The 15496-nt window shown below is 54.4% G+C and carries 10 protein-coding genes; 2 read left to right on the top strand and 8 right to left on the bottom strand.

The window, feature by feature from the left end; genetic code table 11:
• Nucleotides 1–96: 96 nt before the first annotated feature.
• The 4 genes from JONANDRAFT_RS01135 to JONANDRAFT_RS01150 form a co-directional block, all read right to left on the bottom strand.
• Nucleotides 97–3252 (bottom strand): type I restriction endonuclease subunit R, encoded by a 3156-nt coding sequence (locus tag JONANDRAFT_RS01135; RefSeq protein WP_008522444.1) that lies wholly within the window; start codon nt 3250–3252, stop codon nt 97–99.
• A gap of 18 nt (nt 3253–3270) precedes the next feature.
• The gene (locus JONANDRAFT_RS07970) at nt 3271–4500 is read right to left on the bottom strand and encodes a restriction endonuclease subunit S (protein ID WP_008522445.1); all 1230 of its coding nucleotides are present in this window, start codon (nt 4498–4500) and stop codon (nt 3271–3273) included.
• Nucleotide 4501: 1 nt separating this feature from the next.
• Nucleotides 4502–7057, bottom strand: a complete 2556-nt coding sequence (locus JONANDRAFT_RS01145; RefSeq protein WP_008522446.1) for a type I restriction-modification system subunit M — start codon at nt 7055–7057, stop codon at nt 4502–4504.
• A 72-nt stretch (nt 7058–7129) separates the two neighbouring features.
• Nucleotides 7130–7339, bottom strand: coding sequence for a helix-turn-helix domain-containing protein (locus JONANDRAFT_RS01150; protein WP_008522153.1), 210 nt, complete (start codon nt 7337–7339; stop codon nt 7130–7132).
• 289 nt (nt 7340–7628) lie between these two features.
• On the opposite strand from JONANDRAFT_RS01150, the gene JONANDRAFT_RS01155 reads away from it, so the two are divergent.
• Both JONANDRAFT_RS01155 and JONANDRAFT_RS01160 read left to right on the top strand, forming a co-directional pair.
• A complete protein-coding gene (locus JONANDRAFT_RS01155; protein WP_008522447.1) occupies nt 7629–8675 on the top strand; it encodes a Fic family protein in 1047 nt (348 codons plus the stop codon).
• A gap of 554 nt (nt 8676–9229) precedes the next feature.
• On the top strand, nt 9230–10153 hold the full coding sequence (locus tag JONANDRAFT_RS01160; RefSeq protein WP_035786679.1) for an ABC transporter substrate-binding protein: 924 nt from the start codon (nt 9230–9232) through the stop codon (nt 10151–10153).
• 103 nt (nt 10154–10256) lie between these two features.
• Here the strand turns inward: JONANDRAFT_RS01160 and JONANDRAFT_RS01165 are convergent, their stop codons facing one another.
• The 4 genes from JONANDRAFT_RS01165 to JONANDRAFT_RS01175 form a co-directional block, all read right to left on the bottom strand.
• Nucleotides 10257–10976, bottom strand: coding sequence for an aspartate/glutamate racemase family protein (locus JONANDRAFT_RS01165; protein WP_008522449.1), 720 nt, complete (start codon nt 10974–10976; stop codon nt 10257–10259).
• A 14-nt stretch (nt 10977–10990) separates the two neighbouring features.
• On the bottom strand, nt 10991–11191 hold the full coding sequence (locus JONANDRAFT_RS08440; RefSeq protein WP_196792681.1) for a cation:dicarboxylate symporter family transporter: 201 nt from the start codon (nt 11189–11191) through the stop codon (nt 10991–10993).
• Nucleotides 11122–12252, bottom strand: coding sequence for a dicarboxylate/amino acid:cation symporter (locus JONANDRAFT_RS01170; protein WP_021775716.1), 1131 nt, complete (start codon nt 12250–12252; stop codon nt 11122–11124). Before JONANDRAFT_RS01170 ends, JONANDRAFT_RS08440 begins: the two co-directional genes overlap by 70 nt.
• A gap of 320 nt (nt 12253–12572) precedes the next feature.
• Nucleotides 12573–15089 carry an excinuclease ABC subunit UvrA gene (locus tag JONANDRAFT_RS01175; protein ID WP_008522452.1) on the bottom strand — a complete coding sequence of 839 codons (2517 nt, stop codon included), beginning with the start codon at nt 15087–15089 and terminating at the stop codon, nt 12573–12575.
• Nucleotides 15090–15496 lie beyond the last annotated feature (407 nt).

Genomic DNA, 15496 nt, shown 5'->3' on the forward strand with positions numbered 1-15496 from the left:
ATGATTTGAATGAGAAGTCTGGCCCGGCTTCAGCCGAGCATATAAAAGCAACCGAGGTCATCAAGTCCAAAGGCTTGATGACCTCGGTTATTTGTTTTAAGAGTCCTTGCCGGGCATCTCCACGTCAAAACCGCCGTCCAATATAAATTTACGAAGCGTGACGTCGATCTTCGTCGAAATTTTTAGCGGAATAATTTTTTCCCCTGTGAGGGCTTCAAAATATTCCGTTGCCTTCGCCCTGTCCACCGTCTTTTTCAGCGCGGCGAACCGGCCGTACTTGTTGATGTTGTCCTCAGTCACCTTCTGTGCCATCAGGTCTCGCAGCTTTCCCTCGTCCAGCCCAAAGAGGGCAGCGAACCGATGAATCTGAGCGTCCTTCGCTTTTGTCATGTACTCGGTAATATAGTCTCTCAGCGTTTTGCCGTCCTCGGGGACGACGTCGCCCCGCTGAATGTCGCGAAGGAAAATCCCAGCGAACTTTTGTTCTTCCTGCGAAAGCTCGGCAAAGGTTTTGTGAAGTTCCTCTTCCGCCTGTTTCAGCAGGTCTGCGCTCGCTTCCTTCTGATGAAACAGCTTCAGGTACTTTGTAAAGCGCGAGTTCATGTAATCGGTATTGATCGTCGCCGTGTCAATCGTCGTCAAGTGGCCGTCAAGCTCATACGGAAGGTCTTCGCCGTTCTCGACGTCACCGCCGCCGCTGAAAAGCTCCTTGTATCGGATGACTAAAACCATATAGGTCCGCTCGTCAATCAGGACGTCGACCCAGCGATCTTCGCCCGTATCGGGGTCTGTGAAGCCGCACGACAAAACGTTCCACTGGAAACCCTGAACTTTTGCCGCCTCTAGGTAATGATTGAACAATTTGAAAAGGTTCGCGAACTTCTTGCGCTCGGCCGTCTCCTCGGGAAGCCGCTCGAAGTTGGCGATTCCAGAGCTTTCAAACAGGTTCTTGATCTGGGTAAAAATAGAGTTCATGTGTTCAAGGTTCTGGTTCAGCCGGTCCGCGAAAAGCCCCAGCGGCTTGTCGCCTGAATACAGCTTTACCGCCGCCGCGATCAGCCGTTCCATCGTGTGAGGCCTTCTGTAATAGCGAATCGTGCCGAACGGCTTTTCAGGCCCGAACAGCCGGTTCGTCCGAGAAAACGCCTGAATGATGTTCTCGTATTTCAGAACCTTGTCCATGTACAACGTATTAATCCACTTGGAATCGAACCCGGTCAGCATCTGGTCAACCACGATCAGCAGGTCAAGCCGTTTCTCCGGCGCCAGCTCACCCCGCTCGTACGGGGCTTTATGCGCCAGCCGGGCGGCAATATCCTTCTTCATCTTGCTAAACGTCGGAATCGTAAAATTCTGCCCGTACCGCTCGTTATAGTCGGTGATGATCTCAACGAGTCCGTCTTCCTTGTCCAAACCGTCACCGTTGTTATCGATCGTCGAATCAAAAAGAGCCGTGGTCTTCAGCTTCGGCTCGACCGCCTTCAGACGGCGATAATACTGAATTGCCTCGGCAATGCTTCCGGTCGCCAAGATGGCATGAAACTTGCCGTTTCGGCTCAGCGTGGCCCAGTTCTCCAAAATATCCTGAACCACCATCGACTGATGAGCCTCGCAGGTGTACTGACTGTCGGGCAAAAAGTCCTCGATTCCCTTGACGTAGTTCCCTTTCTCGTCGAACGAACCGGCCATCGGAAGGTTCATGTACTTGTAAAAAACCGCGCTCTTCTTGGGATCGGCGTTCGCTTCCTCAACCGTTCGGGCCTTCGCCTTTTCCAGTGCAACAGCTTTCCGAAGGTCTGTGTCCTTATAGGTTAGAACCTTGTACGGGTCAAACCCCAGCACGTTTTTATCCCGAATCCCGTCGGCAATGCTGTACCGGTGCAGCTCGTTGCCGAATACCGTCGCCGTCGTGTTCATCTTCTTCTGGTTCTCATCCTGAATCGGCGTGCCGGTAAAGCCGAAGAACAGCGCGTTGGGGAAAGAATTCTTAATCGTCACCAGCATATCCCCAAACGTCGAGCGGTGACACTCGTCCACGATAAAGACGATATGCTTGGAGCGCATCAGCTCCAAATCGGCCGCATTCAAGCCCCCGTCGTCCTCGTCCTTGATGTTGCTCATCTTTTGGATCGACGTCACAATCAGCGTGTCCGATGGGTTATCGCTCTTGAGCTTTGTCACCAGCGCGCCCGTGTTCTCCGTTGCCTGAACCTCTTCGCTCTCGCCAGCAAAGCCGCGGTATTCCTTTAAGCTCTGTGTCCCCAGCTCGATTCGGTCCATCAGGAAAATCACCTTGTCCGCGTCCTTTGACGAGGCGATCAGCTGAGCGGACTTAAACGACGTCATTGTCTTGCCCGACCCGGTCGTGTGCCAAATATAGCCGCCGCGCTGCTGCCCGCCGTCCCAGCGGTTTCCCGTCACCTTGTCGGAAATGGCATTCGCCGCGAAGTACTGATAACTGCGCATCACCTTGAGAACGCCGTCCGAATTGTCCGCCACCGTGTAAAAGCCGATCAGCTGGTGAGCCATCGGGATCGAAAGCAGAGAAGACGCGACGTTCTTCCAATCGTTCATCGGCTCGTTATCGAAGTCCGCCCAGTGAAAATAAAAGTCTGGGTTGAACTTGCCGTCTGGCCCGGGATTGGCAAAGTAAACCGTTTCTTCCGGGGTCATCGCCACAAAAACCTGCACGAGCGAGAAAAGCCCCGAAAAAACGCCCTCGCCGGAGTACTTTTCAATTTGATTCCACGCCTGACTGACCGGCACTCCGCTTTTTTTGAGCTCAATATGGATTACCGGCATGCCGTTGATTAAAAGCGTCAAGTCACCCCGCCGGTCGTTCAACATCTTCGAGTGGCTCAAGAAGTGGGGCTGTCGGGCGATCTGATAACGGCTCAGTCCCTTGGCAATCTCCCGCCGGTCGTAGATTTTCAGCGACCGCTCCTTGCGGTATCCCTCCCGGTCGTCCTTGTTGTCCCGAATAATGGTGACGCTGCCGCCGTTGATGAAGCCGTTCAGCTTGAGCGGCGTCCTCAGCCCGCCGATCTGCTCCAGGATCTGCCGCATTTCACCGTCGGTTAACGGACAGTTGTTCAGCCGGTCGCGGCCCCGGTTGTTTTCAAAAAGGATATTCGCCCAGTTCTGAATGAGCTCTTGTTCTGTCCGGTGCGTTAAAACGTCCTTTTCCCAACCGTGCTTGGACAGGGTTTGAATCAGCGCTTCTTCAAAATCGGACTCTTGGTTGAATGACATGGCGAGCTCCTTTCTCGGTTAGGCGAACATCTTTTCGAGGCACGACTTTTTGACGTTCTGCAGCCGCTCCAGCTCCTGACGGTGAAGGGAGAGAAGATGGTCGAGGGTAGCAAAAAAAGTTCCAATTTGTGTTTGCTCACGTAATTTCGGCACCATAGTTTTTTGATCAGAGAACTCTTTTTGATTAACAATCTGCATTATTCCAGCCGCAGCAGATTTTTTCATACAGGCTGACCAGAGGTGACTCTCTGTTAGTAAAAAATAAGGAAAATACTCATGAGTATTTGGAATAATGGCATTGATCTGTTGATTACAACTGCCTACTGTACCAAGCATTGTGTTTTTGCCGATACTTGCAATGCAAGTAACTAATATGGAATTAGGTGGAACAATGCGCCCTACTTTTTGACCTTTATCGCTTAACTTTTTTGTTGTGTTATATGTGATGTTCTCCAAGATATCAGTAGGGGTAACCCAAGGAATTCCATCACTTGAGTAGTATTCTGAAATATCTGTCGAAGGCGTTGAACCTGTTACGATAGTACCTATTTCTTCTAATTTCCGTTCTTCCCACTCGCTCGAAAACCCGGCGAAGCGGAGGGCCGGTACTTTGGCACCGTCTTTGGGGAACATCTTCTCCAGCATGAACTTCTTCACGTTCATCAGCTTTGAATATTTCCGCTCGTGAAGGGCGATGAGATGGTCGAGGTGTGCAAAGTATTGGCCAATCTTGTTTTGCTCTTTCATGGGTGGCAGCATAACTCTAATGTCTTCTACATCTCCAGAATTATAAGAAGGTAAAGCTCCAACTTGTATTAATTTTGTGAAATCAATTTTTGTAAAAGCGGCCTTCGCAAATTCCATGTTCCAATAGTCATTATAAAGAGAATAGGCCATAGTATTGTTATCTAGTAGGAATGGAAAGCGGCATAGTCGCTTGCGATTTAACATTACTGCCGCACCAACTTTTGCGAAAAATATCGCTGGGACGTCATCAACAGGGTTCCATCTTTTTTTCTCAATTTGTTCATTTGTCACGTAATTATTTGATCGGGTCATTTCAATTTCGTTTCCGACTAAATTCATGTCAGAAACTTTGTAAAATGGGATGCCCTCAGTTCCGCCCTGTTCAACATCTGGAAAGCCAACTCCAGAGCGCGCTTTACCTATATCTCCCAGTTTCCTCTCTTCCCACTCGCCCGAAAAACCGGCGAAGCGGAGGGCCGGCCTTTTGGTCGTTTTTGGCATGCTATTCACCTTTGAGCAGCGCTTTCAGCTCGGCAATGCCTTTCATGTCGTACTCGCTCCCCCGCAGCTCGTCCAGCATGCCGGCCAAGGCCGTTTCGGTCTCGCGGATTTCCCCTTCGACCGACGCCAAGGTCGTTTCGTACTTGGCGCACAGGGCTTCCAGACTGGCGGTCAGCTTTCGGATCTCCGCGTTGGGGAGTTCGGTCAGGCTCTTGACGAGCGGGTCGATCCACTTTCGCTTCAAAAGCTTGCGGGCTTCGTCGTCGCTCAGCCCTTCAATCGTCTTTTTTGTCCTCAGGTGCAGGGCGGCACTTTCGTCTTTAACCTGCTTTTTTAACGCCTTTTCTTTTGTCGCCAGCGCGTCGGCTTTTTTCAGCACCGCGAGCGTTTCGGGGTTGTCGACGTTGTCTTTGAGCGCTTTTTTCACTTCTGCCGGGACGAAGGCGTCTTTTGCCTCGTTGACGAACGGCCGTTCTTTTTCCTCTTCGCTCAGTTCGTCAAGCAGGGCTTCGTATTCGGCGGCTAGTTCGCTCAGCTGGCTTTCTTTTGCCTTGAGGGCGGCCAGTTCGTCCGCCAGTACGGTTTCTTGGACGAGGTCGAACGGGAGAATATGGCCGGTCCAGCCGTCCTGTATTTCTTCGTCTTTGCCGTTCTTTTTCCTGACGATCATCTTGGGGTCAACCCCTTTGATGGCGGCAAGGCCTTCGGTCTGGATGATTTCAATGTCAACGGCGATGCCTTTCCAGTCGTCGTGGAGGAGCTGATACGCGGCGTATTTGTCGACGAGTGGGAACCCGCTCAGCAGGCTGAAGATTTGATCGCTGACGGCGGCTTCCGCGCTGGAGGTGTTGAGCGTTTCCATTTTGTCGATCAGTTGGGCGGTTAGGTACGTTTCAAGGTCTTTGAAGGCGGCCTGATACCGGGTGATGAACGCGCCGACTGACGGGTGGTTCATGACCGCTTCTTTGACGTTCGGGACGTTGACGTGGCAGTACGCGTCGTTATCCGGGCAGAAGAGCGCTTCTTTCAAGCCCGGGAGGGCGGTCCAGTAGTCCTGAAGGGCACGGAGTTCGCTTTCCGGCACGCCGCCGAACATGGAGGCGTAGATGTCCCAGCTTTCAGCTGGCTCGGACGAGTCGACGTAGCGGGGTATGTTGAGGTTGTAGTCGTTGGCGCGGATTTCTTCCAAGCTGACGACGCGGGAGAACTTGGGGACGGACGTTCGGGACGTGACGACGTCGACGATTTTTTTGATGTCGCAGGCGCGCAGGACGTTGTTCTTGCCTGCTTTTTCAAAGCCTTTGGACGCGTCGACGATCAGGACGTCGGTGTAGTTGGCTCGCCCGTGCGGCTGTTTTAAGACCATGATGATGGTAGGAATGCCGGTGCCGAAGAAGATGTTGGCGGGCAGTCCGATGACGGCGTCAATGTAGTTCCCCTCGATGAGGTTTCTACGTATGGTTCCCTCTTCGCCGCCGCGGAAGAGGACGCCGTGCGGCAGAACGATAGTCATGATGCCGTCGGGTTTGACGTGGAAAAGGTCGTGGAGCAGGAAGGCGTAATCGGCCTTTCCTTTGGGCGCTATGCCAAAGTTGGAATAACGGGGATCGTTTTCTTTGCCCACTGGGTTCCACGCCTGTGAGTACGGCGGATTGGAGACGACGGCGTCGACGTACAGTGGCTTATAGGTGCGGGTCGGGTCGTCGTCGTCAAAATCGGGCCAGTCGTCTTCGAGGGTGTCGGCGTTCCGCGTGGTGATGTTGTCGGGGATGATGCCTCTCATGACGAGGTTCATGCGTGTGAGATTGTAGGTGTTCTCTTTGAGTTCCTGCGCGTAGTACAGGATGTTATCTTCGCTGCCGATGTACCGGGCGGCGCACTTGCCGATGTTGATGAGCAGAGAGCCGGAGCCGCTCGTCGGGTCGTAAATTTCGATTTCCTGCCGGTCTTTGAGGTGATGGGCGACGATTTCGGACATGAGCAGTGAGACTTCATGGGGCGTGTAGAATTCACCGGCCTTCTTGCCGGCGTTGGCCGCGAAGTTGCTGATTAAATACTCGTAGATGAAGCCAAGGACGTCGTAATCCTGTTTGCCGTCCATGGGGATGTCTTTGATGAGGTAGAGCAGGTCGCGAATCGCTTTGGTTCGCGCGCCGGACGTTTCGCCGAGTTTGGACAGGCCGGTTTCCAGTGTTTTGAAGATCCCGCTGAAGACTTTTTTGTGCGACTTGTTGATGAGCCGGTTGAAGGCTGGCAGGGCGGTTGTCACGTCGTCGGCGGAGAAGTCTTTTCCTTTGGCGATCCACGTTGAAAAAAGGTTTTCGTAAGCGATGAAGTAGCCGATGTCCTTTTGGACCGTCCTGGCGTCGTCTTCGGTGAGGCTCGGGATGTTTTTGTCGGTCCCAGCGGCGTCTTTCAGGTATTTGACTTCCTTATCGGAAAGAAATTTGTAGAAGATGAAGCCCAAGATGTAGTCTTTATACTCGTTCGCTTCAATCTTTGAACGCATTTTGTTTGCCGATTCCCAAATTTTGGAGGCAAGCTGTTGTTTATTCATGGCCGTTATCCTTTCTATTGGTTGGGTGATTTGCCGCGAGTGCGCGACTGTCGTTTGCCCAAAAGGGCGGAATCATCTCTCGATTGGGATGGCCTCGCAGATGTCCCCAATGTTGCAGCCAAGATAGGCGCAGATGCGCAGAAGGACGGACAGCGAGACTTCTTCGCCTTTGTTCAGCTTGCTCATGGTCCCGGCAGACAGGCCGGTCGCCTTGCGCAGATCGACTTTCGTTATATCGCGCTCGATCAGCATGACCCATAATTTCTTGTAACTGATTTTCATCGTCGGCACCTCTTTTGAGTGATAATGTGAGCGATGCAATCAATTATAAGGCTTAAAGCTCGTCTTTTCGATAGTAGCTTCTAATTTTTAATTATATAGCTCGACTTTTCGTGACCCATAAACCAGACCGAAACGCCTCAAGGCAAGATGTTCAATTTGATCATGCCACTTCAATAACATCATTTCGGCGATTTTTGATCAAATTGTCCCTTGACGCGATATTTTGATCAGGAACATAATAACGACATCAAAGTTTGAGAAAATGATCAAATTAAGGGGCGAGGTATGAATGCGGGAGTACACCTATCAAGATAAATGTGAGAGCTTGTTTACCTCTCAGATTGTCAAGTACATCACAATCATTTATGAAAATAAAGGCAAGCAGGAACTAGTGGCTTCCCGGCACGCAGATGTCCTGCAGGGTTTAGTTGATATCGCTAAAATCCAGAGTACAGAGAGCTCGAACAAGATTGAAGGCGTCTTCACGTCTGAAGAACGGCTGAGAAAAATAGTCATGGAGAAAACGACACCTCGCACCCGGAACGAGAATGAGATTGCCGGGTATCGGGATGTCCTGAGGACGATTCATGAGAGCTTTGAGCATATTCCGATTAAGCCGGCTGTTTTCCTTCAGCTTCATCGGGATCTGTTTAAGTTTGAGGACGCGCGGTTCTGCGGGACGTGGAAGACTTCAGACAACCGAATCGAAGAAGTGGAAACGAATGGCACGAGAAAATTGCGGTTTCAGCCGGTCGCGGCATGTCAGACGCCTGAAGCGGTCGAAAAACTTTGTGCCGCGTATCAGGAAAGCCTCTCTGGTTCGGAAGCTGAACCGCTCTTGGTCATTTCGATGTTTATTCTTGATTTCTTGTGCATCCATCCGTTTGCCGATGGAAACGGCCGCATGAGCCGTCTGCTGACGATTCTTTTGCTATATCAGAATGGTTATATTGTCGGAAAGTATATTAGTATTGAAAAGCTGATCGAGACGTCAAAGGAAAAATATTATGACGCTTTATTTGCCAGCTCAGTCGGGTGGCATGAAGGGAAAAACGATTACCGGCCGTTTGTCACCTACATGCTGGGTGTGATCGTGGCGGCCTACCGCGAATTTATTGACCGGACGGCATTAGTAGCGGAACGGAAGGTTTCCAAAGCGGATCGTATTGTGGATATGGTGCGGAGTAAACTTGGAACCTTCACGAAAGCTGAAATACAGGATACTTTACCCGATATAGCACAGGCGACGATTCAGAGAACACTTGCTCAATTGCTGCGGGAAAATAAGATCATCAAAATTGGTGGAGGGCGATATACCAAATACCGCTGGAACTGAGGCTGGAATGGCGAATCGCAAGAAGACTGACAAGAAGTTGTTTGGCGCGAGTTGGAGAATACAATTGACAGTTTTTTGACGGTTGTTGTGGCGTGGCGATCCGAGTGACTTTTACGGGCGGCCGAGTATTGGCGGCGCTCACTTTGCTCAGTTGATAATCATAAGAAGTTCCCGGCTTTATGCCGGGGGCTTCTTATGTTCTTCTTTGAGCAGAGCGTGAATTGAAAAGGTCATGGGTTTTGCTGGCAGAGTGCCAGCGGCAGCTAAAACGAGATGGCTCAATTTGATCATTGCCGCTTCAATAACGTCATTCTGACGCGGTGTGATCAAATTGAGGCGAATGGCTCAACAAAGGGCCGATCACGCAGCCCATTTCCGCCTGGTTTTGTTCTAATGTTCCCAGTTTCCTGCTGGTCTCCTATTTTTCATTGATTTGGCACAGCTGAATAATATATGTCCGTTTTTTTGTGTTTGAGAGTGAAACATTCCCTTTCAACTGTTATAATCGGCTCATGTTGATACGGCTTGCGAGTTCACAAACACAGGAGGTCTCCATGGATAAGTTTTTCATTTCGTCCACCGGCGTTTCGATGAACTACATGCCCCATTACATGGCGAAGGAGCTGGGATATTTTGCCGACGTCAATTTGGACGTGGAGTCCTACGTCCCCGATCCGTGGACTAAGGTCCTAGCTGATATCGATTCGGGACGGGCTCACGCGGTCGAGGGCGGTATCTGGGTGCCGCTCATCTATATGGATCGGATCAAGAACTATAAGGCGTTCGCCAAGGTGGCGTCCCGCTGTCCGTTCGCCGTTGCCTCGCGGAAAGAGCTTTCATCGTTCAGTTGGAAGTGCCTTGAAGACAAGACGGTCCTAGTTCCCGGCGGCAACGGCGCCAGCGCTTCGGTGTTCGTGCAGGGGTGCCTGAGCGAGTCGGATGCGGACGTGAGCCGAGTTCAGTTCGTTCACGACTTCACCGCCAAGATGTTGGTGGAGCTGTTCAACGGCGGTCTGGGGGACTTCATCATTCTTCAGCCCGATCTGGCGGCTCAGATCGCGGCTTCCGGCGCCGGGTTTGTGGTCGCCGATTTGACCGTTCACGGCGGGCCGGTGCCGTGGAGCGTCTACTACGGGACGCCTGAGTTTTTGGACGATTCGAAGAACTTGGCGGGCCGGTTTGCCTTGGCTCTCCAGCGAGCGACGACGTGGATTTTAGAGCATGACGGCGCGGACTGCGCGGGCGTGATCCGTAAAAAATGGCCAAAGGTGGATGTTGAGGCAGGCGTTCGGGTGATTAACCATTTTCGGTCGAAGGGAATGTGGACGCCCAGCGCGGCGGTTGATGCGGAGTCGCTGAACCGCTGGCAGAAGTTCTGGATCGACGGGAATATGATCGACCAGTTGATTCCTTACGATCGGGTTGTGGATTTCCGCCCGATGGCGTTTGCCGAGGAGCGCCTTCGCTCCTGCAGGTAAAAGAGTTGCAAAAAGCCAGCGCCCTGAGGGCGCTGGCTTTTTCTGTGGGCCGCCGGGAGGCGGCCTGTGTTCTTCGTGCTGTGCCTAGTTGCTGCGCTTGGGGTTAGAAGTACTCGGCGAGCGGCTGAGGCGGATTGGCGAACTTGCGTTTTTTGCTGTGGCACAGGCCGGTTTCAACCATCATTTCGGCCATTTTTACCGTGACCGTGACCGGGTCGATGACCGGCAGGCCGACGAGCTTCTGGAGTTCTTCGTCGTACCCGCAGAGCCCGCCGCAGCTGAGAATGACGACTTCGGCGCCGTCCTCTTCGACGATCTTGGTGATTTCTTCTTTAAGCCGCTGAAGAACTTTGTCTTTTTCGGTGACGCACTTTTCGACGTTGATATCGATGGCGCGAATTGAGGCGCATTTGCCTTCCAGCCGAAAGAGCCGGACGAGGTCTTCTTGAAGGGGGATGTTCTGCTTCATGGCCGTCAGAACGGTGTACTTGTGGCCCATCAGGCAGGCGATCGTCTGGCTCGTCTCGGAGATGCTGAGCACGGGAATGCTGAGAGCCTCTTTCAGGGCGAAGATCCCCACGTTTCCGAATCCGGCCAGCACGACGGCGTCAACTTTTTCCTCTTCAACCTTCTGCAGAATTTCGCGGATCAGCGACCAGCTTGACTGATAGTCTGCGAAGCCGCAATCGATGTTTTCCGTTCCCCGGGAGTTGTTCATCGGGATGATCTGGGTGTTCGGGTTGATGATTTTCCGCTTGGCGGAACGGGCGATGACTTCGGTGACGATTGTCGAGCTGTTGGGGTTGGCGACGAGAATTTTCATTTGTGAGCTCCTTTTCAGCTATTGGCCTTGCTGGCCTGCTCGGCGGTGATTTTGCCGTCAAAAACGTCGCGGTTAAATTCGCCTTCGTCCTTGGCGAGGATGAGCGAGACTAGCGCGTCGCCGTCCACGTTGGGAATCGTGGTGATCATGCCGCGGAACCAGTCGACGCCGGCAATGATGGCGATGCCTTCCAGCGGCAGGCCGAGGGACGGCATGAGCCCGGCAGAATGACCAGCGCGCCGCCGGGGACGGCGAGGGTTCCCATGCAGGCGAGAGTGGCCAGCATGACGACCTGAATCATCTGGGGCAGCGGCATGTCAATGTGAAAGAACTGGGCGATGAGCACGGCCGCGAGCGACAAGAACATGGCCTGTCCGGTGCTGTTCAGCACCATGCCCAGCGGGTTGACGAGGCCGGAAATCCTTTCGCTGACGCCCAGCTTGTTGACGCTGTCGTTCATCTTGGTGGGCAGCGAAATGGCCGAAGATGTGGTCGTCGCGGCGACGACGGTCATGTTGGCGAGTTTTGCGGCCAGCTTGAGCGGGTTCACTTGAACGTACGCTGCGGTGAACAGGATCATGACAACCATGATGATGGCGACGCCAAGCAGCATGCCGCCCAGGTATTTGGCCAGCGGGACGATGATCTGGAAGCCGAGGGATCCGGCAACCCATGCCATGAGCGCGCCGACGCCGAGAGGAGCCGTCTTCATGACGATTTTGATGATCCGCAGCACGGCGACGTTCAGCGCTTTGACGAAGTCCAGAATTTTCGTGTCGCCAGTCTCGGCGGAGATGAGGCTGATGGCGACGCCGAGCATCATGGCGAAGACGATGACCTGAATCATTGAGCCCTTGGCCATCGAGTCGATGATGTTGGTGGGGAAGAAGTTGGTGATGATGGTGGTAATGCTCTGCGTGTAGGGCTGAACGGTCTGTTCCAGCTGCATGGCCGGCAGGCCGACGCCGGGCTGAATAATGTAGCCGATGGCGAGCCTGAGAGCCGCGGCAATGAGGGTGGGAATCAGGAACCAGAGCGCGATTTTAAATCCGAGCTTGCCCAAGTCCTTGGGGTTGATTGACCCCACGGCTTCTGTGACTGCGCCGAGAATGATGATCGGCACGGACATTTGGATGAGCCGCAGGAAGATATCCCCGACGACTTTAATCGGCGCGATCGCCGGGCCGATAAAGTGCCCGAGGACCAATCCAAGAACGGTGGCAATCAAGATCTGGTTGGTGAGAGATACCTTCGGTTTCTTCGCGAAGGGGTTCATGATAGGGCCTCCTCGTGAGTTTAATTGTCAGTTTTAGACAATTTTATGTCAGAATAACATGTTTTTTTAACAAACTGTCAATTAATAATTGACAAATAATCTGGCATTTATTGTTTAAGAATAAGATAAGTCGGACTTGGCCTCGGCAGGGCGTTTTCGGTCTGGCGCGGGGCAGTCATCCCGTTGACCGGAGGTTTGGCCGCTTATCGCCGAGCCGTCGGCACGACAAAACGAGCCCCACAGGCCGGGACCTTCCGGCTCTGTGGGGCTCGTGGCGGGGCAGAATTTTTCTCTTCGGGTGCCGCGGCGGGTGTTACGGCTTAACGCCTGAGATATTTGCCTGTGACGCTGTGTTCGTTTTGGGCGATTTCTTCGGGGGTACCGCAGGCGACGATTTGGCCGCCGTCATCGCCGCCGCCCGGGCCCATGTCGATCACCCAGTCGGCGTTCCAGATCATGTCTAGGTCGTGTTCAATCACGATGACTGTGGCGCCGGAGTCAAGAAGCCGCTGGAAGACGCTCAGGAGCCGGGCCACGTCGAGCGGGTGAAGGCCGATGGTCGGCTCGTCGAAGACGAAGACGGTCCCTTCCTGCGGGTGGCCCATCTCTGCGGCCAGCTTGAGCCGCTGGGCTTCGCCGCCCGAAAGGGTCGGCGTGGCCTCGCCTAGGGTGAGGTACCCAAGCCCCACGTCGGAGAGGACTTTTAACCGGGCCTTCGCTTTTTTCACGTCCCGAAGCAGGTCGATTGCCTGGTCAACCGTCAGGCTCATCAGTTCGGGCAAGGAGACGCTCCGGTCGGTTTCGCTCTTCGGGCTGTAGCGTATCGCGTCGGCCTCCTTGCCGTAGCGGGATCCGCCGCAGTCCGGGCAGAGGATTTCCACGTCGGGCAGGAACTGCACGTCCAGCGTGATTTGGCCTGTCCCGTCGCAGCCGGGACAGCGCAGAGAGCCGGTGTTGTAGGAAAAATCGTTCATCCTGAGGTTTCGGGCTTTGGCTTCCGGGAGCGACGCGTAAAGGCGTCTCAGGTCGTCGAGCGCGCCGCTGTACGTCGCCACTGTAGAGCGGACGTTGATGCCGACGGGATTGGCGTCGATCAGGTGCACCCCCGAGATTCCCGGCGCGGTGACACTTTTGACATGGTCGGGGAGCCTGCCGCCGCCTATGGACGCCTGCAGGGCCGGAATGAGGCTTTCGAGGACGAGCGTGGTTTTGCCGGAACCTGAAACGCCGGTGACGGCCACGAGCCGGCCTTTGGGTATTTCCAAATCGAGGGCGCGGACCGTGTGAAGCGGTAGAGTGGAAAGGCTGATTCGCCCGCGCTCGAAGGCGGCTTTGCGTCCGACCCGTTGACGGAGGAGCGTTTGGGCCTTCTCGGAGAGGAACGGGGCGATGATCGAGTTGGGATTGGCTTCGATTTCCTCAACAGTTCCCTGAGCCAGAACTCTCCCGCCCTGAGCGCCGGCTCCCGGCCCCAGCTCGACCAGCCAGTCGGAAGCGGCCAGCACCCGCGCGTCGTGGTCGACCAAGACGACCGAGTTGCCGCGGGATGTCAGGTCACTGATGACAGCCAACAGGCCGTCGATGTTGGACGGGTGAAGGCCGATCGACGGTTCGTCCAGCACGTAGAGGACGCCGGTTGTTCGGTTGCGTACCGCCCGGGCCAGCTGGACGCGCTGGCGCTCGCCAGTGGAGAGGGTCGTCCCGTCCCGGTCGAGAGACAAATATCCGAGGCCGAGGTCGATCAGCCGCCCGGCGGTGTGCTGAAACTGTCCGCAAATGCTCGACGCCATGTCGCGAAGCGCTGGGGGCATCAGGTCAGGCACGGAGGATACCCACGTCAGAAGCTCCCGGAGGGGGAGCGCGGACGCCTGATCCAGCGTCTTGCCGCAGAGCTGGGTCGTGCGGGCTCGGGGCGCCAAGCGCGAGCCGCCGCAGTCCGGGCAGAGCTCCACTTTTAAAAACTTTTCGACCCGTCCCATTCCCTTGTCGTCTTTGACCTTTGCGAGGGCGTTTTCCACCGTGTAAACCGCGTTGTAGTAGGTGAAGTCGAGTTCGCCCGCTTGGTTGGTTGACTTGGCTTTGTAGAAGATGTGCTTCTTTTCCGCCGGGCCGTGAAACACGATTTCCCGCTCCCGCGCGGTCAGCTGGGAGAACGGGACGTCGGTGCGCACGCCCATCGCGCGGCACACGTCGGTCATCAGGGACCACATCAGCGAGTTCCACGGCGCGACGGCGCCCTCGTCGATGGAAAGGGACTCGTCCGGCACGAGTGTGCTCTCGTCAACCGTCCGCACAACGCCGGTTCCGCCGCAGGTCGGGCAGGCGCCTGTGCTGTTGAACGAAAAGTCCTCGGCGCTCGGGCCGTTGAAGCTCGCGCCGCAGACCGGGCAGACGAGCGGTTTTTCTGCGGCCACGTTGACCGACGGCTCGAGCCGATGCCCGTTCGGGCAGACGTGGCTTCCGAGCCGGGAGAACATGAGCCGCAGGGGATTCAAAAGCTCTGTCGACGTGCCGAAGGTACTTCGCACGCCCGGAACTGCCGGCCGCTGATGAAGGGCCAGCGCGGCTGGAACGTACTCGATGCTTTCGAGCTTGGCTTCCGCCGCTTGAGTCATTCGCCGGCGCGTGTAGGCCGAAAGGGCTTCCAAGTAGCGGCGGCTTCCCTCGGCGTAGAGGACGCCAAGAGCCAGCGACGACTTGCCGGAACCGGACACGCCGGCGATGCCGACCAGCTTCCCCAGCGGGATATCCAAGTCGATGTTTTTTAAGTTGTGAACCCGCGCCCCGCGGATCTCGATATGGTTCGGGGCCATGGCGGTTCTTCGCTTTCTGTTCATCGCGTGCCGCTCCTTTCCGATGGTGTGTTCGAGCTTGCTTCGCTCGGGCGTTTTGTTGAACGGTGTTTTTTTAAATCTATCACACCGCTGAGGGCCTGAGGGGCGGTCAGGTGGCGGAATTTGGTTTGATGAAGGCCGCTCTGCAGAACGCAGGGCGGCCTTTTGCGCTTGGACAAGAGCTCTTTTTTATCTTGACTGAATTTGCTGCGGCCGGGCGCAGACGCGAAGGCTGTTTTTAGCATGATGCCATATGAAGAGCTTCAGCCATGCTTTTTTTGAATGGAGTTGACCTGTTGGAAGCTCCTTTAAACGTGATAAGAATAATATGCATAAAAAACATATACATATTTTATATGTCAGCGATTAATAAATACAAATAGATGACTAACATCTTGGAGACGCAGGGA

Origin of the sequence: Jonquetella anthropi DSM 22815 (assembly GCF_000237805.1) — a bacterium.
Taxonomy (GTDB): domain Bacteria; phylum Synergistota; class Synergistia; order Synergistales; family Dethiosulfovibrionaceae; genus Jonquetella; species Jonquetella anthropi.

What these genes read in the sequence shown, in the direction of transcription:
- JONANDRAFT_RS01135 (WP_008522444.1), bottom strand. Translation starts at nt 3,252, where the DNA reads ATGTCATTCAACCAAGAGTCCGATTTTGAAGAAGCGCTGATTCAAACC.
- JONANDRAFT_RS07970 (WP_008522445.1), bottom strand. Translation starts at nt 4,500, where the DNA reads ATGCCAAAAACGACCAAAAGGCCGGCCCTCCGCTTCGCCGGTTTTTCG.
- JONANDRAFT_RS01145 (WP_008522446.1), bottom strand. Translation starts at nt 7,057, where the DNA reads ATGAATAAACAACAGCTTGCCTCCAAAATTTGGGAATCGGCAAACAAA.
- JONANDRAFT_RS01150 (WP_008522153.1), bottom strand. Translation starts at nt 7,339, where the DNA reads ATGAAAATCAGTTACAAGAAATTATGGGTCATGCTGATCGAGCGCGAT.
- JONANDRAFT_RS01155 (WP_008522447.1), top strand. Translation starts at nt 7,629, where the DNA reads ATGCGGGAGTACACCTATCAAGATAAATGTGAGAGCTTGTTTACCTCT.
- JONANDRAFT_RS01160 (WP_035786679.1), top strand. Translation starts at nt 9,230, where the DNA reads ATGGATAAGTTTTTCATTTCGTCCACCGGCGTTTCGATGAACTACATG.
- JONANDRAFT_RS01165 (WP_008522449.1), bottom strand. Translation starts at nt 10,976, where the DNA reads ATGAAAATTCTCGTCGCCAACCCCAACAGCTCGACAATCGTCACCGAA.
- JONANDRAFT_RS08440 (WP_196792681.1), bottom strand. Translation starts at nt 11,191, where the DNA reads ATGCCGTCCCTCGGCCTGCCGCTGGAAGGCATCGCCATCATTGCCGGC.
- JONANDRAFT_RS01170 (WP_021775716.1), bottom strand. Translation starts at nt 12,252, where the DNA reads ATGAACCCCTTCGCGAAGAAACCGAAGGTATCTCTCACCAACCAGATC.
- JONANDRAFT_RS01175 (WP_008522452.1), bottom strand. Translation starts at nt 15,089, where the DNA reads ATGAACAGAAAGCGAAGAACCGCCATGGCCCCGAACCATATCGAGATC.